The 17,449-nt window shown below is 74.1% G+C and carries 19 protein-coding genes; 6 read left to right on the forward strand and 13 right to left on the reverse strand.

The features are described from left to right. The first annotated feature begins 7 nt into the window (after nucleotides 1-7). Nucleotides 8-2,416 carry a transglutaminase TgpA family protein gene (locus ACZ6ZR_RS15810; RefSeq protein WP_465642674.1) on the forward strand — a complete coding sequence of 803 codons (2,409 nt, stop codon included), beginning with the start codon at nucleotides 8-10 and terminating at the stop codon, nucleotides 2,414-2,416. 131 nt (nucleotides 2,417-2,547) lie between these two features. On the opposite strand, the gene ACZ6ZR_RS15815 is transcribed toward ACZ6ZR_RS15810, so the two are convergent. The 3 genes from ACZ6ZR_RS15815 to ACZ6ZR_RS15825 all read right to left on the reverse strand — a co-directional run bounded on the left by ACZ6ZR_RS15815 (nucleotide 2,548) and on the right by ACZ6ZR_RS15825 (nucleotide 4,669). Further along, entirely contained in the window at nucleotides 2,548-2,931 is a 384-nt protein-coding gene (locus ACZ6ZR_RS15815; RefSeq protein ID WP_465642675.1) for a DUF3040 domain-containing protein, read from the reverse strand. Between the two features lie 297 nt (nucleotides 2,932-3,228). Next, the gene (locus ACZ6ZR_RS15820; protein ID WP_465642761.1) at nucleotides 3,229-4,026 is read right to left on the reverse strand and encodes a methyltransferase domain-containing protein; all 798 of its coding nucleotides are present in this window, start codon (nucleotides 4,024-4,026) and stop codon (nucleotides 3,229-3,231) included. A 103-nt stretch (nucleotides 4,027-4,129) separates the two neighbouring features. After that, nucleotides 4,130-4,669: an SAV_6107 family HEPN domain-containing protein gene (locus ACZ6ZR_RS15825; RefSeq protein WP_465642676.1), complete on the reverse strand. Its 540-nt coding sequence runs from the start codon at nucleotides 4,667-4,669 to the stop codon at nucleotides 4,130-4,132. 461 nt (nucleotides 4,670-5,130) lie between these two features. Between ACZ6ZR_RS15825 and ACZ6ZR_RS15830 the strand changes: the two genes are divergently transcribed. Continuing rightward, nucleotides 5,131-5,769 (forward strand): DUF4126 domain-containing protein, encoded by a 639-nt coding sequence (locus tag ACZ6ZR_RS15830; RefSeq protein WP_465642677.1) that lies wholly within the window; start codon nucleotides 5,131-5,133, stop codon nucleotides 5,767-5,769. 7 nt (nucleotides 5,770-5,776) lie between these two features. Here the strand turns inward: ACZ6ZR_RS15830 and ACZ6ZR_RS15835 are convergent, their stop codons facing one another. Then, entirely contained in the window at nucleotides 5,777-6,649 is an 873-nt protein-coding gene (locus ACZ6ZR_RS15835) for a sigma-70 family RNA polymerase sigma factor (RefSeq protein ID WP_465642678.1), read from the reverse strand. Nucleotides 6,650-6,810: 161 nt separating this feature from the next. On the opposite strand from ACZ6ZR_RS15835, the gene ACZ6ZR_RS15840 reads away from it, so the two are divergent. Then, nucleotides 6,811-8,190: a phytoene desaturase family protein gene (locus ACZ6ZR_RS15840; RefSeq protein WP_465642679.1), complete on the forward strand. Its 1,380-nt coding sequence runs from the start codon at nucleotides 6,811-6,813 to the stop codon at nucleotides 8,188-8,190. Nucleotides 8,191-8,255: 65 nt separating this feature from the next. Here ACZ6ZR_RS15840 and ACZ6ZR_RS15845 read toward each other — a convergent pair whose 3' ends face one another. Further along, nucleotides 8,256-8,612 carry a tetratricopeptide repeat protein gene (locus ACZ6ZR_RS15845; RefSeq protein ID WP_465642680.1) on the reverse strand — a complete coding sequence of 119 codons (357 nt, stop codon included), beginning with the start codon at nucleotides 8,610-8,612 and terminating at the stop codon, nucleotides 8,256-8,258. Nucleotides 8,613-8,754: 142 nt separating this feature from the next. On the opposite strand from ACZ6ZR_RS15845, the gene ACZ6ZR_RS15850 reads away from it, so the two are divergent. Continuing rightward, a complete protein-coding gene (locus ACZ6ZR_RS15850; protein ID WP_465642681.1) occupies nucleotides 8,755-9,009 on the forward strand; it encodes a DUF2630 family protein in 255 nt (84 codons plus the stop codon). A 24-nt stretch (nucleotides 9,010-9,033) separates the two neighbouring features. Here the strand turns inward: ACZ6ZR_RS15850 and ACZ6ZR_RS15855 are convergent, their stop codons facing one another. Together ACZ6ZR_RS15855 and metF are read right to left on the reverse strand one after the other, a co-directional pair. Beyond that, nucleotides 9,034-9,822: a hypothetical protein gene (locus tag ACZ6ZR_RS15855; protein WP_465642682.1), complete on the reverse strand. Its 789-nt coding sequence runs from the start codon at nucleotides 9,820-9,822 to the stop codon at nucleotides 9,034-9,036. Nucleotides 9,823-9,976: 154 nt separating this feature from the next. Beyond that, entirely contained in the window at nucleotides 9,977-10,891 is a 915-nt protein-coding gene (gene metF, locus ACZ6ZR_RS15860) for a methylenetetrahydrofolate reductase [NAD(P)H] (protein WP_465642683.1), read from the reverse strand. A 218-nt stretch (nucleotides 10,892-11,109) separates the two neighbouring features. Between metF and ACZ6ZR_RS15865 the strand changes: the two genes are divergently transcribed. Then, nucleotides 11,110-12,216 (forward strand): polyprenyl synthetase family protein, encoded by a 1,107-nt coding sequence (locus ACZ6ZR_RS15865; RefSeq protein ID WP_465642684.1) that lies wholly within the window; start codon nucleotides 11,110-11,112, stop codon nucleotides 12,214-12,216. 19 nt (nucleotides 12,217-12,235) lie between these two features. Here ACZ6ZR_RS15865 and ACZ6ZR_RS15870 read toward each other — a convergent pair whose 3' ends face one another. From ACZ6ZR_RS15870 to ACZ6ZR_RS15895, 6 genes are all read right to left on the reverse strand, one after another. Further along, entirely contained in the window at nucleotides 12,236-12,475 is a 240-nt protein-coding gene (locus tag ACZ6ZR_RS15870) for a hypothetical protein (RefSeq protein WP_465642685.1), read from the reverse strand. Between the two features lie 152 nt (nucleotides 12,476-12,627). After that, nucleotides 12,628-13,395 (reverse strand): polysaccharide deacetylase family protein, encoded by a 768-nt coding sequence (locus ACZ6ZR_RS15875; RefSeq protein ID WP_465642686.1) that lies wholly within the window; start codon nucleotides 13,393-13,395, stop codon nucleotides 12,628-12,630. A gap of 166 nt (nucleotides 13,396-13,561) precedes the next feature. Further along, a complete protein-coding gene (gene thiE, locus ACZ6ZR_RS15880; RefSeq protein WP_465642687.1) occupies nucleotides 13,562-14,200 on the reverse strand; it encodes a thiamine phosphate synthase in 639 nt (212 codons plus the stop codon). Then, the gene (locus ACZ6ZR_RS15885) at nucleotides 14,200-14,565 is read right to left on the reverse strand and encodes an Rv2175c family DNA-binding protein (RefSeq protein ID WP_465642688.1); all 366 of its coding nucleotides are present in this window, start codon (nucleotides 14,563-14,565) and stop codon (nucleotides 14,200-14,202) included. The genes thiE and ACZ6ZR_RS15885 overlap by 1 nt, the downstream gene beginning before the upstream one ends. 33 nt (nucleotides 14,566-14,598) lie before the next feature. Then, the gene (locus ACZ6ZR_RS15890; RefSeq protein ID WP_465642689.1) at nucleotides 14,599-15,777 is read right to left on the reverse strand and encodes an NAD(P)/FAD-dependent oxidoreductase; all 1,179 of its coding nucleotides are present in this window, start codon (nucleotides 15,775-15,777) and stop codon (nucleotides 14,599-14,601) included. 196 nt (nucleotides 15,778-15,973) lie between these two features. Further along, nucleotides 15,974-16,981: a zinc-dependent alcohol dehydrogenase family protein gene (locus ACZ6ZR_RS15895; protein ID WP_465642690.1), complete on the reverse strand. Its 1,008-nt coding sequence runs from the start codon at nucleotides 16,979-16,981 to the stop codon at nucleotides 15,974-15,976. A 141-nt stretch (nucleotides 16,982-17,122) separates the two neighbouring features. Between ACZ6ZR_RS15895 and ACZ6ZR_RS15900 the strand changes: the two genes are divergently transcribed. Beyond that, the gene (locus tag ACZ6ZR_RS15900; RefSeq protein ID WP_465642691.1) at nucleotides 17,123-17,431 is read left to right on the forward strand and encodes an ArsR/SmtB family transcription factor; all 309 of its coding nucleotides are present in this window, start codon (nucleotides 17,123-17,125) and stop codon (nucleotides 17,429-17,431) included. Nucleotides 17,432-17,449: the final 18 nt, after the last annotated feature.

Genomic DNA, 17,449 nt, shown 5'->3' on the forward strand with positions numbered 1-17,449 from the left:
CCACCGGATGACCACCCGGGCCAAGCTCACGCTCTACTCGGCGCTGGCCACCGTGCTGGTGACGCTCTGTCTGACCCCGCTGGTGCAGCCTGCCACCTGGGTCCTGCGGGCCGTCCTGGTGACCGCCGCGGCCGGCGGCGCCGGTGCCGGGCTGCGCCGGCTGGCGTTCTCCCGCGTGCTCCAGGTGCCGCTCCAACTGCTGGCCGTGGTCTACCTGCTGCTGCTGCTGTTCGTGCAGCGTGCGATGGACTACGTGGTGCTGCCGGGCCCGCACGCGCTGGACGCGGTCGGCACCCTGCTGGCGGAGGGTCAGAAGACCATCCAGGAGTACACCGCCCCGGCCCCGGCGACCGAGGGCGTGCAGCTGATCCTGGTCGGCGCGGTGGCGCTGATCGCGGTGCTGGTGGACGCCCTCGCGGTGACCTTCCGCCGGGCCGCACTGGCCGGGCTGCCGCTGCTCGCGCTGTACTCCGTCGGCACCGGCCTGAACGGCACCGACAACGCCTGGCTGTGGTTCCTGCTCTCCGCCGCGGGCTACCTGCTGCTGCTCTTCGCCGAGGGCCAGGACCGGCTCTCCCGCTGGGGCCGGGTCTTCCACGGCACCGCCCAGGACGGCAGCGGCACCATCTCGCACAGCGGCCACCGGGTCGGCCTGCTCGCGCTGGCCTGCGCCGTGGTGATCCCGCTGGTGGTCCCGCAGACCGGCCTCGGCCTGTTCGAGAACGGCAGCGGGAGCGGCCCCGGGCTCGGCAACGGCGGCCGCCAGGTCACCTCGCTGAACCCGGTGGTGGCCCTGACGGCCAATCTGACCCGCCAGGACAACACGGAGTTGTTCACCTTCTCCACCGACACCAACGCCACCGACCTCTACCTGCGGATCGGTGCGCTGGACAACTTCGACGGCGTCGCCTGGAAGTTCTCCGAGCAGCGCCTCCAGGGGATCCCCAACCCGCTGCCCGAGCCCGAGGGCCTCGGCCTGGACGTCGCGGCCGAGCGCTTCACCACCAACGTCACCGTCTCCAAGAACCTCTCCACCGAGTGGCTGCCGCTGGCCTACCCGGCCGACTCGGTCAGCGTGAAGGGCGACTGGAAGTACGAGCCCACCACCCGGTCGGTGGTCGGCGACGGCGGGCAGAAGACCGACGGCATCGCGTACAAGGCGGTCAGCCGGGACGTCCGCCCGACCCCGGCGCAGCTGCGTTCGGCCGGACCGGTGGCGGCCGAGTTCGGCCGCCGCTACACCAGCCTGCCGGACACCCTCCCGGCGGTGGTCGGCGAGACCGCCCGCAAGGTGGTGGCCGGCAAGAACAACCCCTACGACCAGGCGGTGGCCCTGCAGAGCTGGTTCACCGGCCCCGAGTTCCGCTACAACCTCCAGGTCAACGCGGGCACCGGGAACGAGGCCATCGCGCGCTTCCTGCGCGAGAAGACCGGCTTCTGCGTGCACTACGCGGCCACCATGGCCGCGATGGCCCGCTCGCTGAACATCCCCGCCCGGGTCGCCATCGGCTTCGCGCCCGGCACCGACCTCGGCCAGGGCCGGTTCGTGGTGCGCAGCCAGGACTACCACGCCTGGCCGGAGCTCTACTTCCCCGGCTCGGGCTGGCTGCGCTTCGAGCCGACCCCGAGCCGCGGCAGCGCCCCCGAGTACACCTCGGAGAAGGCGGCCCCGGCGCCCAGCACCCAGCCGACCGAGGCGACCACCGCCCCGAGCACCGCCCCCTCGGCGGTGCCCAGCTCCAGCAGCAGCTGCAGCGCACAGCAGCAGCGCCAGGACGGCTGCGCCGACGAGCGGACGGCGACCCCCGTCAACGTCGACGAGCGGCCCTGGTGGCTGGAGTGGCCGGTGCTGGTCTCGGTGCCCGTCGGGCTGCTGGTGCTGGCCCTGCTGGCCACCCCGATGCTCTGGCGGATCCGCCAGCGGCGCCGGCGGCTCGGCACCGGCCGGCGTGCACCGGGTGGCGACGGCGGCGGCGAGTTGACGGAGCACCAGGTGCTGGCCGCCTGGGAGGAGCTGATCGACACCGCCTGGGACCTCGGCATCCCGCCGGACGACTCGCGCACCCCGCGCACCACCGTCCGCCGGATCGCCGAGGTGGGGCAGCTGGACGAACAGGCGACGGCCGCCGCCGGACGGGTGGCGCTGGCCACCGAACGGGTGCTCTACGCCCGCAGCGCCGACACCGAGCTGCCGCTCGGCCCGGACGTGCGGACCGCCGCCGACGGCCTGCGGGCCTCGGCCGGCCGCCGCGGCCGGACCAGGGCCGTGCTGCTGCCGCCCTCCTCGGCGCGGCTGCGCCGGCGGATCGGCGACCGGACGGCGGCCGCCGGCGACGCGGTCCGCTCCGTCCTGGACCGGCTGACCGGGGCGGTGCGCCGACTGCCCGGCCTGCGCGGGCGGGGCGAGCGGGACTGACGGCGGGAGGGGGAGGAGGCCACAGGCCTCCTCCCCCTCGCACTCTCTCCACGTCCGGACACGACGAGGGCGGGCAGTCGGATCGACTGCCCGCCCTCGCGCGAACCCAGGTCTTCGGTCTTCGGTGCCGGTCACATACCGTCGTGCTCGTCCCGACGGCGTTGCCAGCGCTGCTCCATCCGGTCCATCACACCGGCCTTCCGGCGAGGGGGCGGGGAGGCCTTGGCTCCCGCTCCCGGCCCGGCCGGACCGCGCTTCCAGCCCTTCACGGCGAAGACCGCGCAGCCCAGCATCACCACGAAACCGACCACGCCCACCACGATCACGTTGGCGACCAGGCCCCCCATCAGGAGGGCGATGCCCACCACGAACCCCGCGGCGGCCAGGTAGACCCGCCGACGGGTGTAGGTGCGCAGCCCGGTTCCCTCAAGCGCTGACGCGAATTTGGGATCTTCGGCGTACAGCGCTCGCTCCATCTGCTCGAGCAGTCGCTGCTCGTGCTCCGAGAGCGGCACGGAGTCCTCCTACTCGTCGGTCGCGGGGCGACCGGTCCGCCACCCCTGGCTCGGGTCGTTGTGTGGACCATATGCCCCACGGGCCGGGCCGTCATGCTTTCCGGCTTTACCCAGATCATACGGTCCGAGCGCCCGGTTCGGGACGGTCGGGAACACGTGGCTCGGGCCACGTCACGTTCCCCGTCCTCAGCCACCCAACGCCCTGAAGTACCGACAAGTGCCCCGGACGGCGGAATCATCCCGACAAGGTCGTGCGGAATCGGGTTTCGGGGCGGGGAACGGCGGGCGAAAGCCGGGTCAGGCGAGGGTGGCCAGCAGGTGGAGCTGGGTCGCCACGGCGTGGAACGCGGGCTGCTCGGCGGCGGCCTGCTCCAGCTTCAGCAGGGCGTCCACCGCACCCGGCTCGGTGTCCACCAGGACGCCCGGCACCAGGTCCGCGAAGACCCGGACACCGTGCACCGAGGCGACCCGCAGGCCGGCGGCGGCAGCCAGCTCGTTCAGCTCCTCGCCGGTGAAGCGGCGGGGCATCGGGTCCTGGGTGCCCCAGCGGCCGTCCGGGGCATCGAGCACCGCACGGGCGTCGTCGAAGTGGCCGGCCAGGGCGCGGGCCAGCACGGCGCCGTTCCGGTTCGCGGCCAGCAGGCTGACCAGACCGCCCTCGGCCAGGGTGGCGGTGAGGTTCTTCAGGGCCTCGGCCGGATCGTCCACGACCTCCAGCACGCCGTGGCAGAGCACCGCGTCCACCGAACCGGGGGTGACCACCTCGGGCAGGGTCTGGGTGTCGCCCTGGACGGCCCGGACCAGCTCGGTCACCCCGGCCTCGGCGGCCCGGCGCTCCAGCGCGAACAGCGCGTCCGGGCTCGGGTCCACCACCGTCACCCGGTGGCCCAGCTTGGCCACGGGCACGGCGAAGTTGCCCGTGCCGCCGCCGGTGTCGAGCACCTCCAGCACGGGCTTGCCCAGCTCGGCCGCCCGGGTCTCCAGGGCGGCTCGCACCACCTCCCACACCACGGCGGTACGCAGGGCACTGCGAGGACGGGTCGGGTACAAGGCGGAGGCTCCTCGGCTAGGGCGAAGCGGGACGCTGGACGCCACCACCTTAGACGCCCCAGGCACCACACCCACCGCACCAGGCCTGACGGCCCCTCACCCAACCCCCGCGGCGCCCTTCACCCCACCGCGGACCGGCCTCCCCTTCTCAGTCGGTCTCCCCCACCCTGGCCCCCAGCGGGAGCGGCTGGTCCGGGTGGAGGTTCAGCAGCCGTTGGACCAGGCGGAGGTAGAGGGCCGTGTTCCTGATCAGGTCGTCCGCGTCGCGGGCCGAGGCCGCGTTCGGGATCCCCGCCTCGGCGGCCGCCCGGCGGCGGGCCCCGGCGGCGAAGTACGCGGCCCACTCGACCAGCTCGGGGGCCACCTCGGGCAGTACGTCCCAGGCGCTGCGGATCGCCTGCCGCCGCCTGGTCCGCTTCTCCGGGCGCCCCCGGACGGCGAGGACGGCCGCGGTGGTGCGCAGCGCGGCGAGGTGGGCGGTGGAGTAACGCTGCAACGGGTCCTCGTACTGACGGGCCTGGAGCAGGGTCAGCTCGGCGTGCCGAAGCAGGTCGAGCGCGGCCGGCGGGGCGGCCGCGCGACGCGGCACCGGGTGGATGTCGGCACCCCTCAGGCGGCCGGCCGGGACGGACGGCGGGCCTGCGGGTGCGGGCAGCAGTGGGGCGGTCTCGGGCTGACTGATGGTCATACTCTCCCCCGGTCCACGGCGGGTGTCCGGGCCGGACGGCCCGTACGTCTCCATGGTGGACGGCGGCACTGACAATCTGGTAGTGGGCACTGACGCACGGACACCCCGCACCCTTCGGTGCGAGGTGTCCCGGCGCTTTCCCCCCGGGCCCGGCGTTCCCCCGTACCGCGCTCCGCCGCCCCGTGTCGGCGGTGCGCGGCCGCACCCGGCCAGATGTCGCGGCCCGAGTGGTTGCCCACCGGTCCCCCACAGTCCGTGGACGTCGGGCCGCTACCCGGAGGGGACCTGACGGTCCGTCGCTCCGGGTTGCCCCCACTCTGCCGTTCCCGCAGGTCGGAGGGGTATCCGTCGAGGTACTCAACTGTGCGGCTGAGTATCCGTACTCAGCTTCACCTCGCCGGGAACCGGCACCGGTACGGTGGCGTCCTGTCAGCGCCTGGAGTGGTCACGAGGGGGAGTGGATGAACGTCATCCCGTTGGTATTCACCAGCGGTTGGGCCAGCGGCGTCAACGCCTACGCGGTGGTGTTGCTGCTCGGCCTGCTGGGCCGGTTCGGCGGGGCCGATTCGGTGCCGCCCGCACTGGAGCGCACGGACGTGCTGGTCGCGGCCGCCGTGCTGTTCCTCTGCGAGGCGGTCGCGGACAAGATCCCGTACGTGGACTCGCTCTGGGACGCGGTGCACACCGTGATCCGGCCGATCGCGGGCGCCACCATCGGCGCCCTGCTGGCCAGTCAGGACCCGGGCTCGCTGGGCGAGGTGGCGGCCGGGGCGGTGGGCGGCACCACGGCGCTGGTCAGCCACGGCATCAAGGCCTCGCTGCGGATGGCGATCAACACCTCGCCGGAGCCCGCCAGCAACATCGTCGCCAGCATCCTGGAGGACCTCTCGGTGGCCGGCCTGGTCACCCTGGCGATCTTCCACCCCTGGCTGGCCGCCTCGGCCGCCGCCGTCCTGCTGCTGGTCGGCGCGCTGCTGGTCTGGTTCGCGGTCTCCCGGATCCGCCGCTTCCTGGCCCGTCGCCGGGAGAAGAAGGCCGACCGCGCCGCCGGCCGGACCCCGGTGGGGCAGAGCGGCGGCGCGAGTCGGATGCCGTACTGACGGACCCTCAGGACGCGGGCGGCAGCTCCAGTCGGGCCAGCCGCTCGCGGTCCGCGAGGATGGCGATCTCGGTGATCCGGCCGTCCCGGACGGTGAAGGCCATCAGCGAGTAGGGCTGACCGCCCGGCTCGACCAGGCTGCCGACCTGCCCGTTAACCAGCACCAGCCGGCCGAACGGGGCCAGCCCGGCGAACCGCGCCGCCTGCGCGGCGACCAGCCGGGCGCCGCGCAGCAGCTGGGAGACGCCCGGGCCGGCGTCCACCCGCAGCAGCACCTCGGGGTCGAGCACCTCCAGCAGGGCGTCGAAGTCGCCGTCCCTGGCGGCGTTGCGGAAGGCCTCCACCACCACCCTCTGCAGCCCCCGGTCCGGCTCCTCCGGCGGGGTCGCGCCCTGCACCCGGCGGCGCGCCCGGCTGGCCAGCTGACGGGCGGCGGCGGGCTCGCGGTCCACGATCTGCGCGACGGTGTCGAACGGCACCTGGAACATGTCGTGCAGCACGAAGGCCACCCGCTCGGCCGGCGGCAGGGTGTCCAGCACCACCAGCATCGCCAGCCCGACCGAGTCGGCGAGCAGCGCCTGCCCCTCCGGGTCCGCCTGCTCCAGGCCGGTGACCACCGGGTCCGGCAGCTGGAAGTCGGTCGCGTCCTCCGGCCGGGCCTTGCGCGAGCGCAGCTGGTCCAGGCAGACCCGGCCGACCACCGTGGTCAGCCAGGCCGCGAGGTTGCGCACCTCGGCCACGTCCGCGCGGCTCAGCCGCAGCCAGGCCTCCTGCACCGCGTCCTCCGCCTCGGCCAGCGACCCGAGCATCCGGTACGCCACCGCCCGGAGCGCGGGCCGCTCGGCCTCGAACCGCTCCGCCAGCACGATCTCCTCGTTCACCCGGCCCACCCTACGGCCGCCTGACACCGCGTCAGCTCCGCCCCCTCCCCCTCGCCGCCCCGCGCAGCGGTCCCCTCCCCCGGCGCACCGCCCGCACCCGCCCCGACCAGCACTTCGGGCCGCCCGACTCCGCCGTGGCGCCAGCCCCTAGGATCGTCCGCATGGCACGGATCGTGATCGTCGGCGCGGGGATGAGCGGACTGGCCGCGGCGGCGCGGCTCGGCACGCTGGGGCATCGGGTGACGGTCTGCGAGGCCGGGCCGACGTACGGCGGGGAGCTCGGCCGGTACGAGCGCGAGGGCTTCGCCTTCGACACCGGGCCGACCCTGCTCGCGCTGCCCGCCGTCTACCGCGACCTCGCGCTGAAGAGCGGCCGGGAGCCGCTGGAGGAGCTGGTGCGGCTGGCCCCGGTCGACCCGGAGAGCCGGCACCTGTTCCCCGACGGCACCGAGCTGGTGCTCTCCAACGCCTCCCGCGGCCGGGTGGCGGAGGCCCTCGACGCCGCCTTCGGCCCCGGCACCGGCGCCCGCTGGGGCGAGGTCACCAACCGGGCCCGCGGAGTCTGGGAGGCCACCCGCCGCCCGCTGCTCGAGGAGCCGCTCCCCGCCGACCCCACCCCGCTGCACACCGACCCCTACCCCGCCCCGCCCCGCCGCGGCCTGGCCCGGCTGCGCCGCGAACGCCCGTACACCCTGGCCGCCGTCGCCGCCGAGGAGCTCGGCGGCGGGGCCGGGCCGACGGCGCTGCTGTACGAGTACGCGCTCCGCCACGGCCTGGACCCGCGCACCGCACCCGCCGGGGCGGCGGTGCTGGCGTACATGGAGCAGTCGTTCGGCGTCTGGTCGGTCGGCGGCGGGATGCGGGAGCTGGCCACGGCGGTGTACCGGCGGTGCGGGCAGCGCAAGGTGGAGTTCCACTTCGACACCGAGGTCGACGAGGTGCTGCACGAGGACGGCCGGGTGACCGGGGTGGCCGCCGGGGAGCGGCGCTTCGAGGCCGACGTGGTGCTCACCTCGGCCGACCGCACCGGCGCCCGCACGGGCGGGGCAAAGCTGAGCGTGCTGCTGTCCCTGCGCGGTGAGCGTCCGTCAGGCACGGTGGTGCGCACCGTGGTGCACGCCCGCGACACCGCCGCCGAGCTGGTCGCGCTGTTCGACCGGGGCGAGTACCCGCGCTTCCCCACCGTCCAGGTGCACCGCCCGGGTGACGGTGCCCCGGCGGGCCACGAGGCCGTCACCCTCACCGTCACCGTGCCGCCCGGCGGGACCGCCCCCGAGGACTACGCCGACCATCTGCTGGAGCACCTCGCGGCGGCCGGCCAGGACTTCCGCGAGGGGCTGGTCCGCCTGCACGTCCCCGCGCCGTCGGCGGCGCAGCCGCTGCCCTCGCTGGCCGGGATGGGCGGGGCCTTCCTCAGCCCGCCGAACGCGACCGGGTACTCCAACCTCCACCGGATCGGCTCCGCCTCCCACCCCGGCGGCGGACTGGCCCGCACCGGGATGTCGGCCTCGATCGTGGCCGGGCTGGTCGGCCCGGCCTGACGGACCGTCAAGGCCCGCCGCACCCCACGGAGTGCGACGGGCCACCTGACGGCGCACCGACCGGCCTACCCGACCAGGTTCGCGGCCCGGACCTCGTACACGGCACCGGCCTCCTGGTCCGCTCCCATCGCCTCGGCGAGGCGGCGGAACACGGCCCCCTCCTCCGGGCGGCCCTGCCGGCGCAGGGTGCGGCCGAGCGCCTCGTAGGCCCAGCCGTTGGCCGGGTCCAGCTCGACCAGGCGGCGGAACACGGCCTCGGCGCGGCCCAGTTGGGCGCTGTGGAAGTAGGACCGGCCGAGCAGCTCGACGGCCGCCCGGTTGGCCGGGTCCTGCTCGACGATCGGGGCGAGGATCTCGGCCGCGCCGCTGTAGTCCTTCGAGTCGAAGAACAGGTTGGCGCGCTCGTACTCCTGGTAGCTCACTGCGGGGGCTCCTTCCTCGTTCAGGCCCTCGTTCTGCCCCCTCCAACCAGCGCCGCCGTCCGGGTGTTCCCGGCTTGTGGGCGGGGCCCGGTGGGGCAGGATTGAGCGGGTCCGGAACCCCACTCGTTCACAGGAGAGACCCATGAGCGGCAAGGAGAACGCCGAGATCCTCGGCTCCATCGGCTCGATGGTGGAGGCCGAGAAGCAGCTCCGCGCGCGGATCGCGTCCGGCGGCGCGGACCAGGAGGCGGCCCGGGCCGAGCTGGCCGCCCTGGAGGTCAAGCTGGACCAGTGCTGGGACCTGCTGCGGCAGCGCCGGGCCCGGTCCGAGTTCGGCGAGGACCCGGGCGGAGCGAAGCTGCGGCCGGCCTCCGAGGTGGAGGGCTACCAGTCCTGACCGGCTGACGGCACGTCAGGACGACTACTGCTGCTGGTAGTTCCAGTGCTGCTGCTGGCCCTGGGCGTCGGGGCCGGGCTGCTGCGGGATCACCGGCTGCTGCTGCCAGTCCTGCTGCTGCCACCCCTGCTCGTAGGAGCCGGGCTGGGCGTACGGGTCCTGGTACTGCTGCTGGTACTGCTGCTCGTAGCCCGGCACCGGCTGCTGCTGTTGCTGCTGGTAGCCGAACTCGTCCACCGGCCCGGCGTAGTACTGCGGCTGCGGCTGGTAGTACGCGCCGGCGTAGACGCTGTCCTCGGTGAGCGGCTCCGGCTGGTACACGACCTGCTCGTAGGTGGTGGCGTCGAACGCGGCGGTGTCGTAGGCGGCGGGCTCGAAGGCCACCTGCTCGAACTCGTACGGCGCCGCGGCGGGCGCCCCCACCGAGGGCTCCTCGATCGGGCCGACCTCGCCGACCTGCACCACGGCGGCGGCCTCGGTGGCCGCGTCCTCGCCGCCGGTTGCCGCGCTCAGCAGCGGCACCTTGGCCAGCGCGCCGGGCAGTTCGCCGTCGGCCTTCCGCAGCGACCAGCCCGAGGTGTAGCCGCGCTTCACCGACAGGGTCACCATCACCTGGCCGGCCGCGAAGCCGGCCGCACCGGCGCCGATCACCGGCACGGAGGAGAGGAACATCCCGACGGCGACCAGCAGGAAGCCGCCCAGGGCGACGGCGCGCCAGTGCAGCGGGGAACGGCTCTGCAGCAGCAGCTCGGCGACCAGCCAGAGCGCGACCGCCGCGAGCGCGGCGTACAGCACGAGGTACCCGACGCCCATACCGCGTTCCTCCAAGTCACCGGCCCAGCCACCGCCCCCGCGTCCCGGCGACTGTACAGGCTAGCCACACCCGGGGACGACCCTCCGGACCGCCTACCGGCGCAACGCCGCTGGACCGACACCTTCCCGCCCCGACGGACCCCGCGGCCACCCCTCAACGCCGGTGCAGGCCCAGGTTCTGGTAGATCTCGAGCGTCGACGTCGAGTGGTTCAGCGTGATGAAATGCAGCCCCGGCGCCCCCTCCGCGAGGAGCCGCTCCGCCATCGACGTGGCGTGCTCCAGGCCGACCGACCGCACCGCGTCCGGGTCGTCGGCGACGGCCAGGAAGCGGTCCTTGAGGCCGGGCGGGAAGTCCGACCCGGAGAGCTGGGGGAAGCGGGTGAGCTGGCGGATGTTGGTGACCGGCATGATCTCCGGGATGATCGGCGTGGAGCAGCCCGCCGCCTCGACCCGGTCGCGCAGCCGCAGGTAGTCCTCCACCTCGAAGAACATCTGGGTGATCGCGTAGTCGGCCCCCGCGCGGCACTTGGCCACGAAGTGACGGATGTCGTCGTCCCAGTTCTCGGAGCGCGGGTGCATGTTGGGGAAGGCGGCCACGCCGACGCAGAAGTCCCCGATGCCCTTGATCAGCTCGACCAGCTGGTACGCGTACTCGACGCCCTTCGGGTGACGGACCCACTCGCCCTCGGGGTCGCCGGGCGGGTCGCCCCGGACCGCGAGCACGTTGCGGACGCCCTGGTCGGCGTAGTGGCCGATGATGTTGCGCAGCTCGGCGATCGAGTGGTCCACCGCGGTCAGGTGGGCGACGGGCGTCAGGGTGGTCTCGGTGGCGATCCGGCCGACCAGGTTGACGGTCCGTTCGCGGGATGAGCCTCCGGCGCCGTACGTCATGCAGACGAAGTTGGGGTCGAGGGCCTCGACCCGGCGGATCGCGTCCCACAGCTTGGACTCGCCGAGCTCGGTGCGGGGCGGCATGAACTCGAAGGAGAAGGACCGGTGGCCGGCCGCCAAGAGGTCGCGGACGGTCTCTGCCCGGTCGGTGCGGGTGGACGGGATTCCGAGAGCCATGCTGGCAGATTAGCCCTCCGCGCGAACGGCCCCGCAAACGTCGTCCACCTGCTGAGACGCCATTGATCCGCCCGATGGACGGGCCGTTCAGCCGTTCGACGGAGGTCCCGCCGGACGTTCGAGCGGGCTCTCGTCCAGCCGTTCGACGGTCGGCCCGGGCGGCCGCCGACGGCCGCCCGGTTAGGCTGATCGTCAACCGAGTGATCCGGAGTCCCATCGTGCCCACGCCCACCGCCCGGCCGGTCAGCCCCCTGGCGACCGAGTCCGTCCGCGAGCGAGTCAACGCGGCGCTCGCGGTCTTCATGACCGAGCAGGCCGAGCTGCTCGGCACCGTCTCGGCCCAGCTCGGGCCGGTGGCCGACGCACTGCGGGAGTTCCTGCTCGACGGTGGCAAGCGGCTGCGCCCGGCGTTCTGCTACTGGGGCTGGCGCGGGGCCGGCGGCTCCGCCGAGGGCGAGGGGATCGCCCGGGCGGCGGCCGCGCTGGAGCTGCTCCAGGCCAGCGCCCTGGTGCACGACGACCTGATGGACCGCAGCGACACCCGGCGCGGCCTGCCCTCGATCCACCGGCGCTTCGAGGCGCTGCACCGCGACAGCGGCTGGCGCGGCGACCGGGAGCAGTACGGGGCCTCGGCGGCGGTGCTGCTCGGGGACCTGCTGCTGATCTGGTGCGACGAGCTCTTCCTGCGCTCCGGCCTGCCCGCCGAGCGGGTGCTGGCGGCCAAGCCCGCCTTCGACCTGATGCGCACCGAGGTGATGGTCGGTCAGTACCTGGACGTGCTGGAGCCGGTCGCCGGGGACTCCGCCGACGGGCAGGCGCTGGAGCGGGCGCAGACCGTCCTGCACTACAAGTCGGCGAAGTACACCATCGAGCGGCCGCTCCAGGTCGGCGCGCTGCTGGCCGGGGCGGGGCCCGAACTGGTCTCCGCCTACTCGGACTTCGGCCTGCCGCTGGGCGAGGCCTTCCAGCTCCGGGACGACCTGCTCGGGGTCTTCGGCGATCCGGTGGTCACCGGGAAGCCGGCCGGGGACGACCTGCGCGAGGGCAAGCGGACCCTGCTGATCGCGCACGCGATGCGCGGCCTCTCCCCCGCCGACGCCCGTCACCTGGACGAGCGGCTCGGCGCCCCGGACCTGACGGCCGAGGAGGTCCCGGTCCTGCGCCGCCTGGTGGAGCGCAGCGGCGCGGCCGAGCTGGTGGAGCACCGGATCGACGAGCTGATGGCCCAGTCGCTGGCCGCCCTGGACGCGGCCCCGCTGTCGGCCGGCCCGGCCCGCGCGGTGCTGCTCGCGCTGGCCGAGGCGGCCACCGTCCGCAAGTACTGACGGCCCGTCACCCGGCCCCTCACGCCAGCCCGCGCCAGAGCTGCCCCGCCTCGGGCAGCGGCACCACCCGGTCGGGGTCCGCCCGGTCGGCGGTCACCGGCAGGGTGCGGAACTCGGCCTTCACCCCGCGCAGGCTGCGGGCCAGCCCGCCCAGCGCCGTGACCGAGGCCAGCCCGCTGTCGGTGGTGAGCGCGCCGGTCGCGGTGGAGGCCAGCCCGTAGAGCCGGGCCGGGTCGCCGAGCAGCGCCGACCTGGCCAACCTGGCGCTCCAGCTGGACCGGGCCGGCGGCTCCCGGGGCTGGCACACCTCGGCCGGCTACCGGGACGGCCCGCTGGTGCCGCCCGCGCCGCCGGAGACGGTCACCGGCCCGGCGAGCTGACGCCGGCTCAGCTCTGCGGTCAGCTCTGCGGTCAGCGCTGCGGGAAGCTGTACGTGTAGCCCTGCTGCTCGAACCAGGGCAGCAGGCGCTCCAGTGCCTGGTAGGTCTGCGAGCGGTCGCCGCCGCCGTCGTGGACGAGCACGGTGGGGCCGGTGCCCTTGGCCAGGCCGTTCTGGACGGCGGTGACGATGGCGTCCACGCCGGGGCGCTTCCAGTCGTCCGGGTCGACGTTCCAGCCGAGCGGCCGCATGCCGTGCTCGGCGGCGAGCCTGCGGCTGTCGGGGGTGAAGGCCCCGCCGGGGGCGCGGTAGTACTCCACCTTCGCGCCGGCGCCGGCGGCCTGCTCGATCATCCGCTGGGCGTCCAGGATCTCGCTCTCCTGGTAGGCGACCGGCTTCTTGTCCATGGCGGTGTCGTGGTGCACCGAGTGGTCGCAGAGCCGGTGGCCGGCCGCTACCACCTGCTTGACCAGGTCGGGGTGGGCCTGGGCGTTGGGGCCGACCATGCAGAACACCGCCTTGGCGTGGTGCTGCTCCAGCAGGCCGAGGACCTTCGGGGTCCAGACCGGGTCGGGGCCGTCGTCCACGGTGAGGTTGACGGTCTTCCCCTGGTCCTCGGAGGCGTGCACGATCGACTGGTCCACCGTCACCACCGGGCTCGGGCTCGCGCTCGGCGCGGCCGCCGGCCCGCCCTTGCTGCCGAGCGCCTGGTCGGCGACCACCCCGGTGACCACCACCAGCGCGGCGGCGACCGCCGTCGCCGCCGCGATCCGTATGCCACGCCCGCGAGTACCCGTCATCGTCACGCTCCCCTTGCCACCGCTCGGTCGTCTACGGTGACAAATACGCCCAAAGAGCACCTTTGGTTCCAAAGTTCTCGAACTGCCGCACGCGTCACACCCGTTCACCAAAGCGACCGGCCGCCCGCAGCGGACTGCGGACGGCCGGTCGGGGGTGTCGCGGGTGCTACTGCCGTACCCGGCGGGCCAGTTCGGCCGCGGCGGCGCCCGGGTCCTCGGCCGCGGTGATGGCGCGCACCACCACGATCCGGGTCGCGCCGGCCTCCAGCACCTGGTCCAGGTTGGACAGGTCGATCCCGCCGATGGCGAACCACGGACGGTCCGTCACGGCCTTGGCCGCGTACGAGACCAGGCCGAGGCCCGGCGCGTACCGGCCGGGCTTGGTCGGGGTCGGCCAGACCGGACCGGTGCAGAAGTAGTCCACGCCGGGCTCGGCGACCGCCGCGTCCACCTCGGACTCGGCATGGCAGGAGCGGCCGAAGAGGACGTCCTCGCCGAGGATCGCCCGGGCAGCCGGGACGGGCAGGTCGTCCTGCCCGAGGTGCAGCACGTCCGGGCGGGCCGCGTGCGCGACGTCGGCCCGGTCGTTCACCGCGAACAGCTTGCCGTGCCGGCGGGCGGCGTCGGCGAAGACCTCCAGGTACTCCAGCTCCTGCTTCGCCTCCAGCCCCTTGTCCCGCAGCTGCACGATGTCCACGCCGTTGGCCAGCACCGCGTCGAGGAACTCCGGGAGGTCGCCCTGCTCGCGCCGGGCGTCCGTGCACAGGTAGAGCCGGGCCCCGTCCAGCCGCTGACGGCGGTCCATCAGATCAGCTCCGCCTGGGCACGGCGCTTGACCTCGGTGCCGCGGTTCTCCACCAGGGCCTCGATCGGGCTGCCCGGCAGCGAGGGCTGCTCGGTGAACAGCCACTCGAGGATCTCCTCGTCGGTGAACTTGGCGTCCCGCAGCAGCGTCAGCGTGCCGGACAGGTGCTTCACCAGGCCGTCGTCCACGATGAACGCGGCGGGCACCTGGAGCGACTTGTTCGGGCCGCGGCGGACCGCGATCAGCTGGCCGGACTTCACCATGTCGCGGACCTCGGTGACCCGCACGCCCCACCGCTCGCTGATGTCGGGCAGGTAGGTCCACTCGCGGACCAGGGCTTCGATCTTGGACTCGTTCTCGCTCACGGCACCAAGACTGCCACCTCGGGCCCCCACGCCCTAACCCAGTGCGGCCTTCAGCTGCACCGCCGGGTCGGCGGCGAGCGCCGGGTCGAGCACCGCGCCGCGCTCGATCAGCTTCTTCGCCTGCCCGGTGTCACGCGGCCGGTCCACCGCGAGCAGCCCGGTCAGCCGGCCCTCCCCGTCCAGCCACAGCACCGTCCAGCCCCCCTCCTCCGGTGAGCCGCGCCACACCGGTGCGTCACCCCCGCCGTGCCGCCCGGCGTACTGCACCATCCGGCCGAACTGCTCCGACCAGAAGTACAGCACCGGGTCGTACGGAGCGTCCGCCCCCAGCAGCGCGGCGGCCACCGCCCGGCCGGACTGCAGGGCGTGGTCCCAGTGCTGGGTGTTCAACCGGGCCCCGAGCCGGGCCGAGGGGTACGAGACGCAGTCCCCCACCGCCCAGACCCCGGGCAGCGAGGTGCGCAGCCGGTCGTCCGTCAACACCGCCCCGGCGTGGTCGAGTTCGACCCCGGTACCGGCCAGCCATCCGGTGGCCGGGCGGGCACCGATGCCCACCACCACCTCGTCGGCGGGCAGTTCGGTACCGTCCGCGAGCAGCACCGCCCCCGGCTCGACCGCCGCGACCCCGACCCCGCAGCGCAGCTCGACCCCGGCCTCGTCGTACCAACGGGCCATCAGCTCGCCGACCTCGGCGGGCAGCGCCCCCGCGACGGGGGTGGCGGCGGCCTCCACCACAGTCACCTCACAGCCCAGCTCGCGCGCCACCGTCGCCGTCTCGGCACCGATCCAGCCGGCCCCGACCAGCACCAGGCGCAGGCCCGGCCGGAGGCGGTCACGCAGCGCGTGGGCGTCCTCGACGGTACGGAGGGTACGGGCCCCGGGAAGGGTGACGGGCTTGGCGCCGGTGGCCACCACCAGGGCCTCGTAACCGAGGTCACCCCGGTCGGTGTGGAGCGTGCCCGGGGTGAGACCGGTGGCCCGGCGGCCGGGCAGCAGCTCCACCCCGGACCAGTCGACGTCGAGGGTGGTGGATTCGGTACGGCCGAGCAGCACGTCCTTGGAGAGCGGCGGACGGTCGTACGGCGCATGCAGCTCAGCCCCGAGCAGCGTCACCGGCCCGTCCCACCCCCCGGCCCGCAACGCGAGCGCACACTGCGCCCCCGCCACACCACTCCCGACCACGACCGCCCGCCCACTACCCGTCAGCTCCACCCGGCCACCCTACCCACGGGGGAACCCAGCGGAAGTGGCTACGCCTCCGGGGGCGCGGGGAACGGCGGATCAGGATGGCTGGCGTGAGTGGCTACGCCGCTGGGGGCGCGGGGAACTGCGCGAGTACGGAAGGCGGACCAGCGTGAGATCGGGGCAGGTGAGCCAGTTGCACGTCTTGCCGTTCCCCTGCGGGGCGCTACCTCGGCGTCGCCTGGTGCGGCACCGTCACCACGATCTTGCCCACGTGGCTGTTGGACTCCATGTAGCGGTGGGCCTCCGCGATGTCGTCCAGGTCGAAGGTGCGGTCCACCACCGGAGCGAGCGAGCCGCTGCGGAGGCCGGCCGTGACGAAGGCGACGCCGCGCCGCAGCCGCTCGGGGTCGGAGGTGACCTCGAAGAGCGTGTAGGTCCGGGTGCTGAGCGCCGGGTACTCACCGGCGTTGGGCAGCGGGGTCGGCCGCGGGTCGAGCTGCCCGTAGACCACCAGCTGCCCGCCGGGGGCGACGGCTCGGGCGACGGTGTTCACCCCGGGCCCGGCGACGGGGTCGAAGGCCAGCCGGACGCCCCGGCCGCCGGTGATCTCCGCGACCCGGGCCGGGAGGTCCTCCTGGCCGGTGACGATCACGTGCTCGGCGCCGGCCTCCAGCAGGGCCTTGCGCTTGGCCTCGCCCCGGGTGGTGGCGATCGGCACCGCGCCCAGGTGACGGACCGTCTGGATCGCGGCCAGGCCGACGCTGCTCGAAGCGGCGGTGACCAGCACGTGGTCCCCGGGGAGCACGGGGGTGTTCTCGGCGAGCGCGCCGTACGCCGTCAGGTACGCCATCCAGACCGCCGCGCCGGCCACCGGGTCGAGCCCGGCCGGGGCGGGCACCAGGGCGTGCGCCGGGACGATCACGTGGTCGCCGTAGGTGCCGTACACGTTCTGTGGGAAGGCCGGGACGACGCCGACCCGGTCGCCCGGGGCGAAGCCGGTGACGTCCGGGCCGAGCTCCTCGACCGCACCGGCCGCCTCGGCCCCGAGGCCGGACGGGAAGGACGGCTGCATGAAGTACCCGCCCGAACGGAACATCACCTCGGCCCGGTTGAGGCCGATCGCGTCCACCCGGATCCGGACCTCGCCGGGGCCGGGGGCGCGGACGTCCACCTCACGCACCGTCAGGACCTCGGGGCCGCCGATCTCGTCGAACTGGACGTGCCGTGCCATGGGTTGGCCTCTCGTTTCCGCCGGATCTGCCTCTGCGACGACCGAACCATGAATTTCGACGCTCGTCAAACTTCGACGATGGTCGAAGTTACGCGGCTCCGGCCGTACGATGAGACCTACCCGCCCACCCGAGGAGTCACCGTGGTCCGCACCCTGGAGCACCCCGATCCGGCCGACCTGACGCTGCAACAGGTCCTCGAAGCCCTGGTCGACCCGGTCAGGCGGCGGATCGTCATCCAACTGTCCGAATCCGCCGAGGGCATGAGCTGCGGCACCTTCGACGCCACCGTCTCCCGCTCCACCCTCACCCACCACTTCAACGTCCTGCGCGAAGCCGGCCTCATCCGCCAGACCTACGCGGGCACCACCAAGCTCAACGTCCTGCGCACCGAAGACCTCGACTCCCGCTTCCCCGGCCTCCTCCCGGCCCTCCTCGCCGCCGACGCCTGAGGCGGGACGCCTGCGGCG

Source organism: Kitasatospora sp. NPDC088742 (genome assembly GCF_055584905.1).

What these genes read in the sequence shown, in the direction of transcription:
- ACZ6ZR_RS15840 (WP_465642679.1), top strand. Translation starts at nt 6,811, where the DNA reads ATGGCACGGATCGTGATCGTCGGCGCGGGGATGAGCGGACTGGCCGCG.
- ACZ6ZR_RS15875 (WP_465642686.1), bottom strand. Translation starts at nt 13,395, where the DNA reads ATGACGGGTACTCGCGGGCGTGGCATACGGATCGCGGCGGCGACGGCG.
- ACZ6ZR_RS15810 (WP_465642674.1), top strand. Translation starts at nt 8, where the DNA reads ATGACCACCCGGGCCAAGCTCACGCTCTACTCGGCGCTGGCCACCGTG.
- thiE (WP_465642687.1), bottom strand. Translation starts at nt 14,200, where the DNA reads ATGGACCGCCGTCAGCGGCTGGACGGGGCCCGGCTCTACCTGTGCACG.
- ACZ6ZR_RS15830 (WP_465642677.1), top strand. Translation starts at nt 5,131, where the DNA reads ATGAACGTCATCCCGTTGGTATTCACCAGCGGTTGGGCCAGCGGCGTC.
- ACZ6ZR_RS15855 (WP_465642682.1), bottom strand. Translation starts at nt 9,822, where the DNA reads ATGGGCGTCGGGTACCTCGTGCTGTACGCCGCGCTCGCGGCGGTCGCG.
- ACZ6ZR_RS15825 (WP_465642676.1), bottom strand. Translation starts at nt 4,669, where the DNA reads ATGACCATCAGTCAGCCCGAGACCGCCCCACTGCTGCCCGCACCCGCA.
- ACZ6ZR_RS15850 (WP_465642681.1), top strand. Translation starts at nt 8,755, where the DNA reads ATGAGCGGCAAGGAGAACGCCGAGATCCTCGGCTCCATCGGCTCGATG.
- ACZ6ZR_RS15895 (WP_465642690.1), bottom strand. Translation starts at nt 16,981, where the DNA reads ATGGCACGGCACGTCCAGTTCGACGAGATCGGCGGCCCCGAGGTCCTG.
- metF (WP_465642683.1), bottom strand. Translation starts at nt 10,891, where the DNA reads ATGGCTCTCGGAATCCCGTCCACCCGCACCGACCGGGCAGAGACCGTC.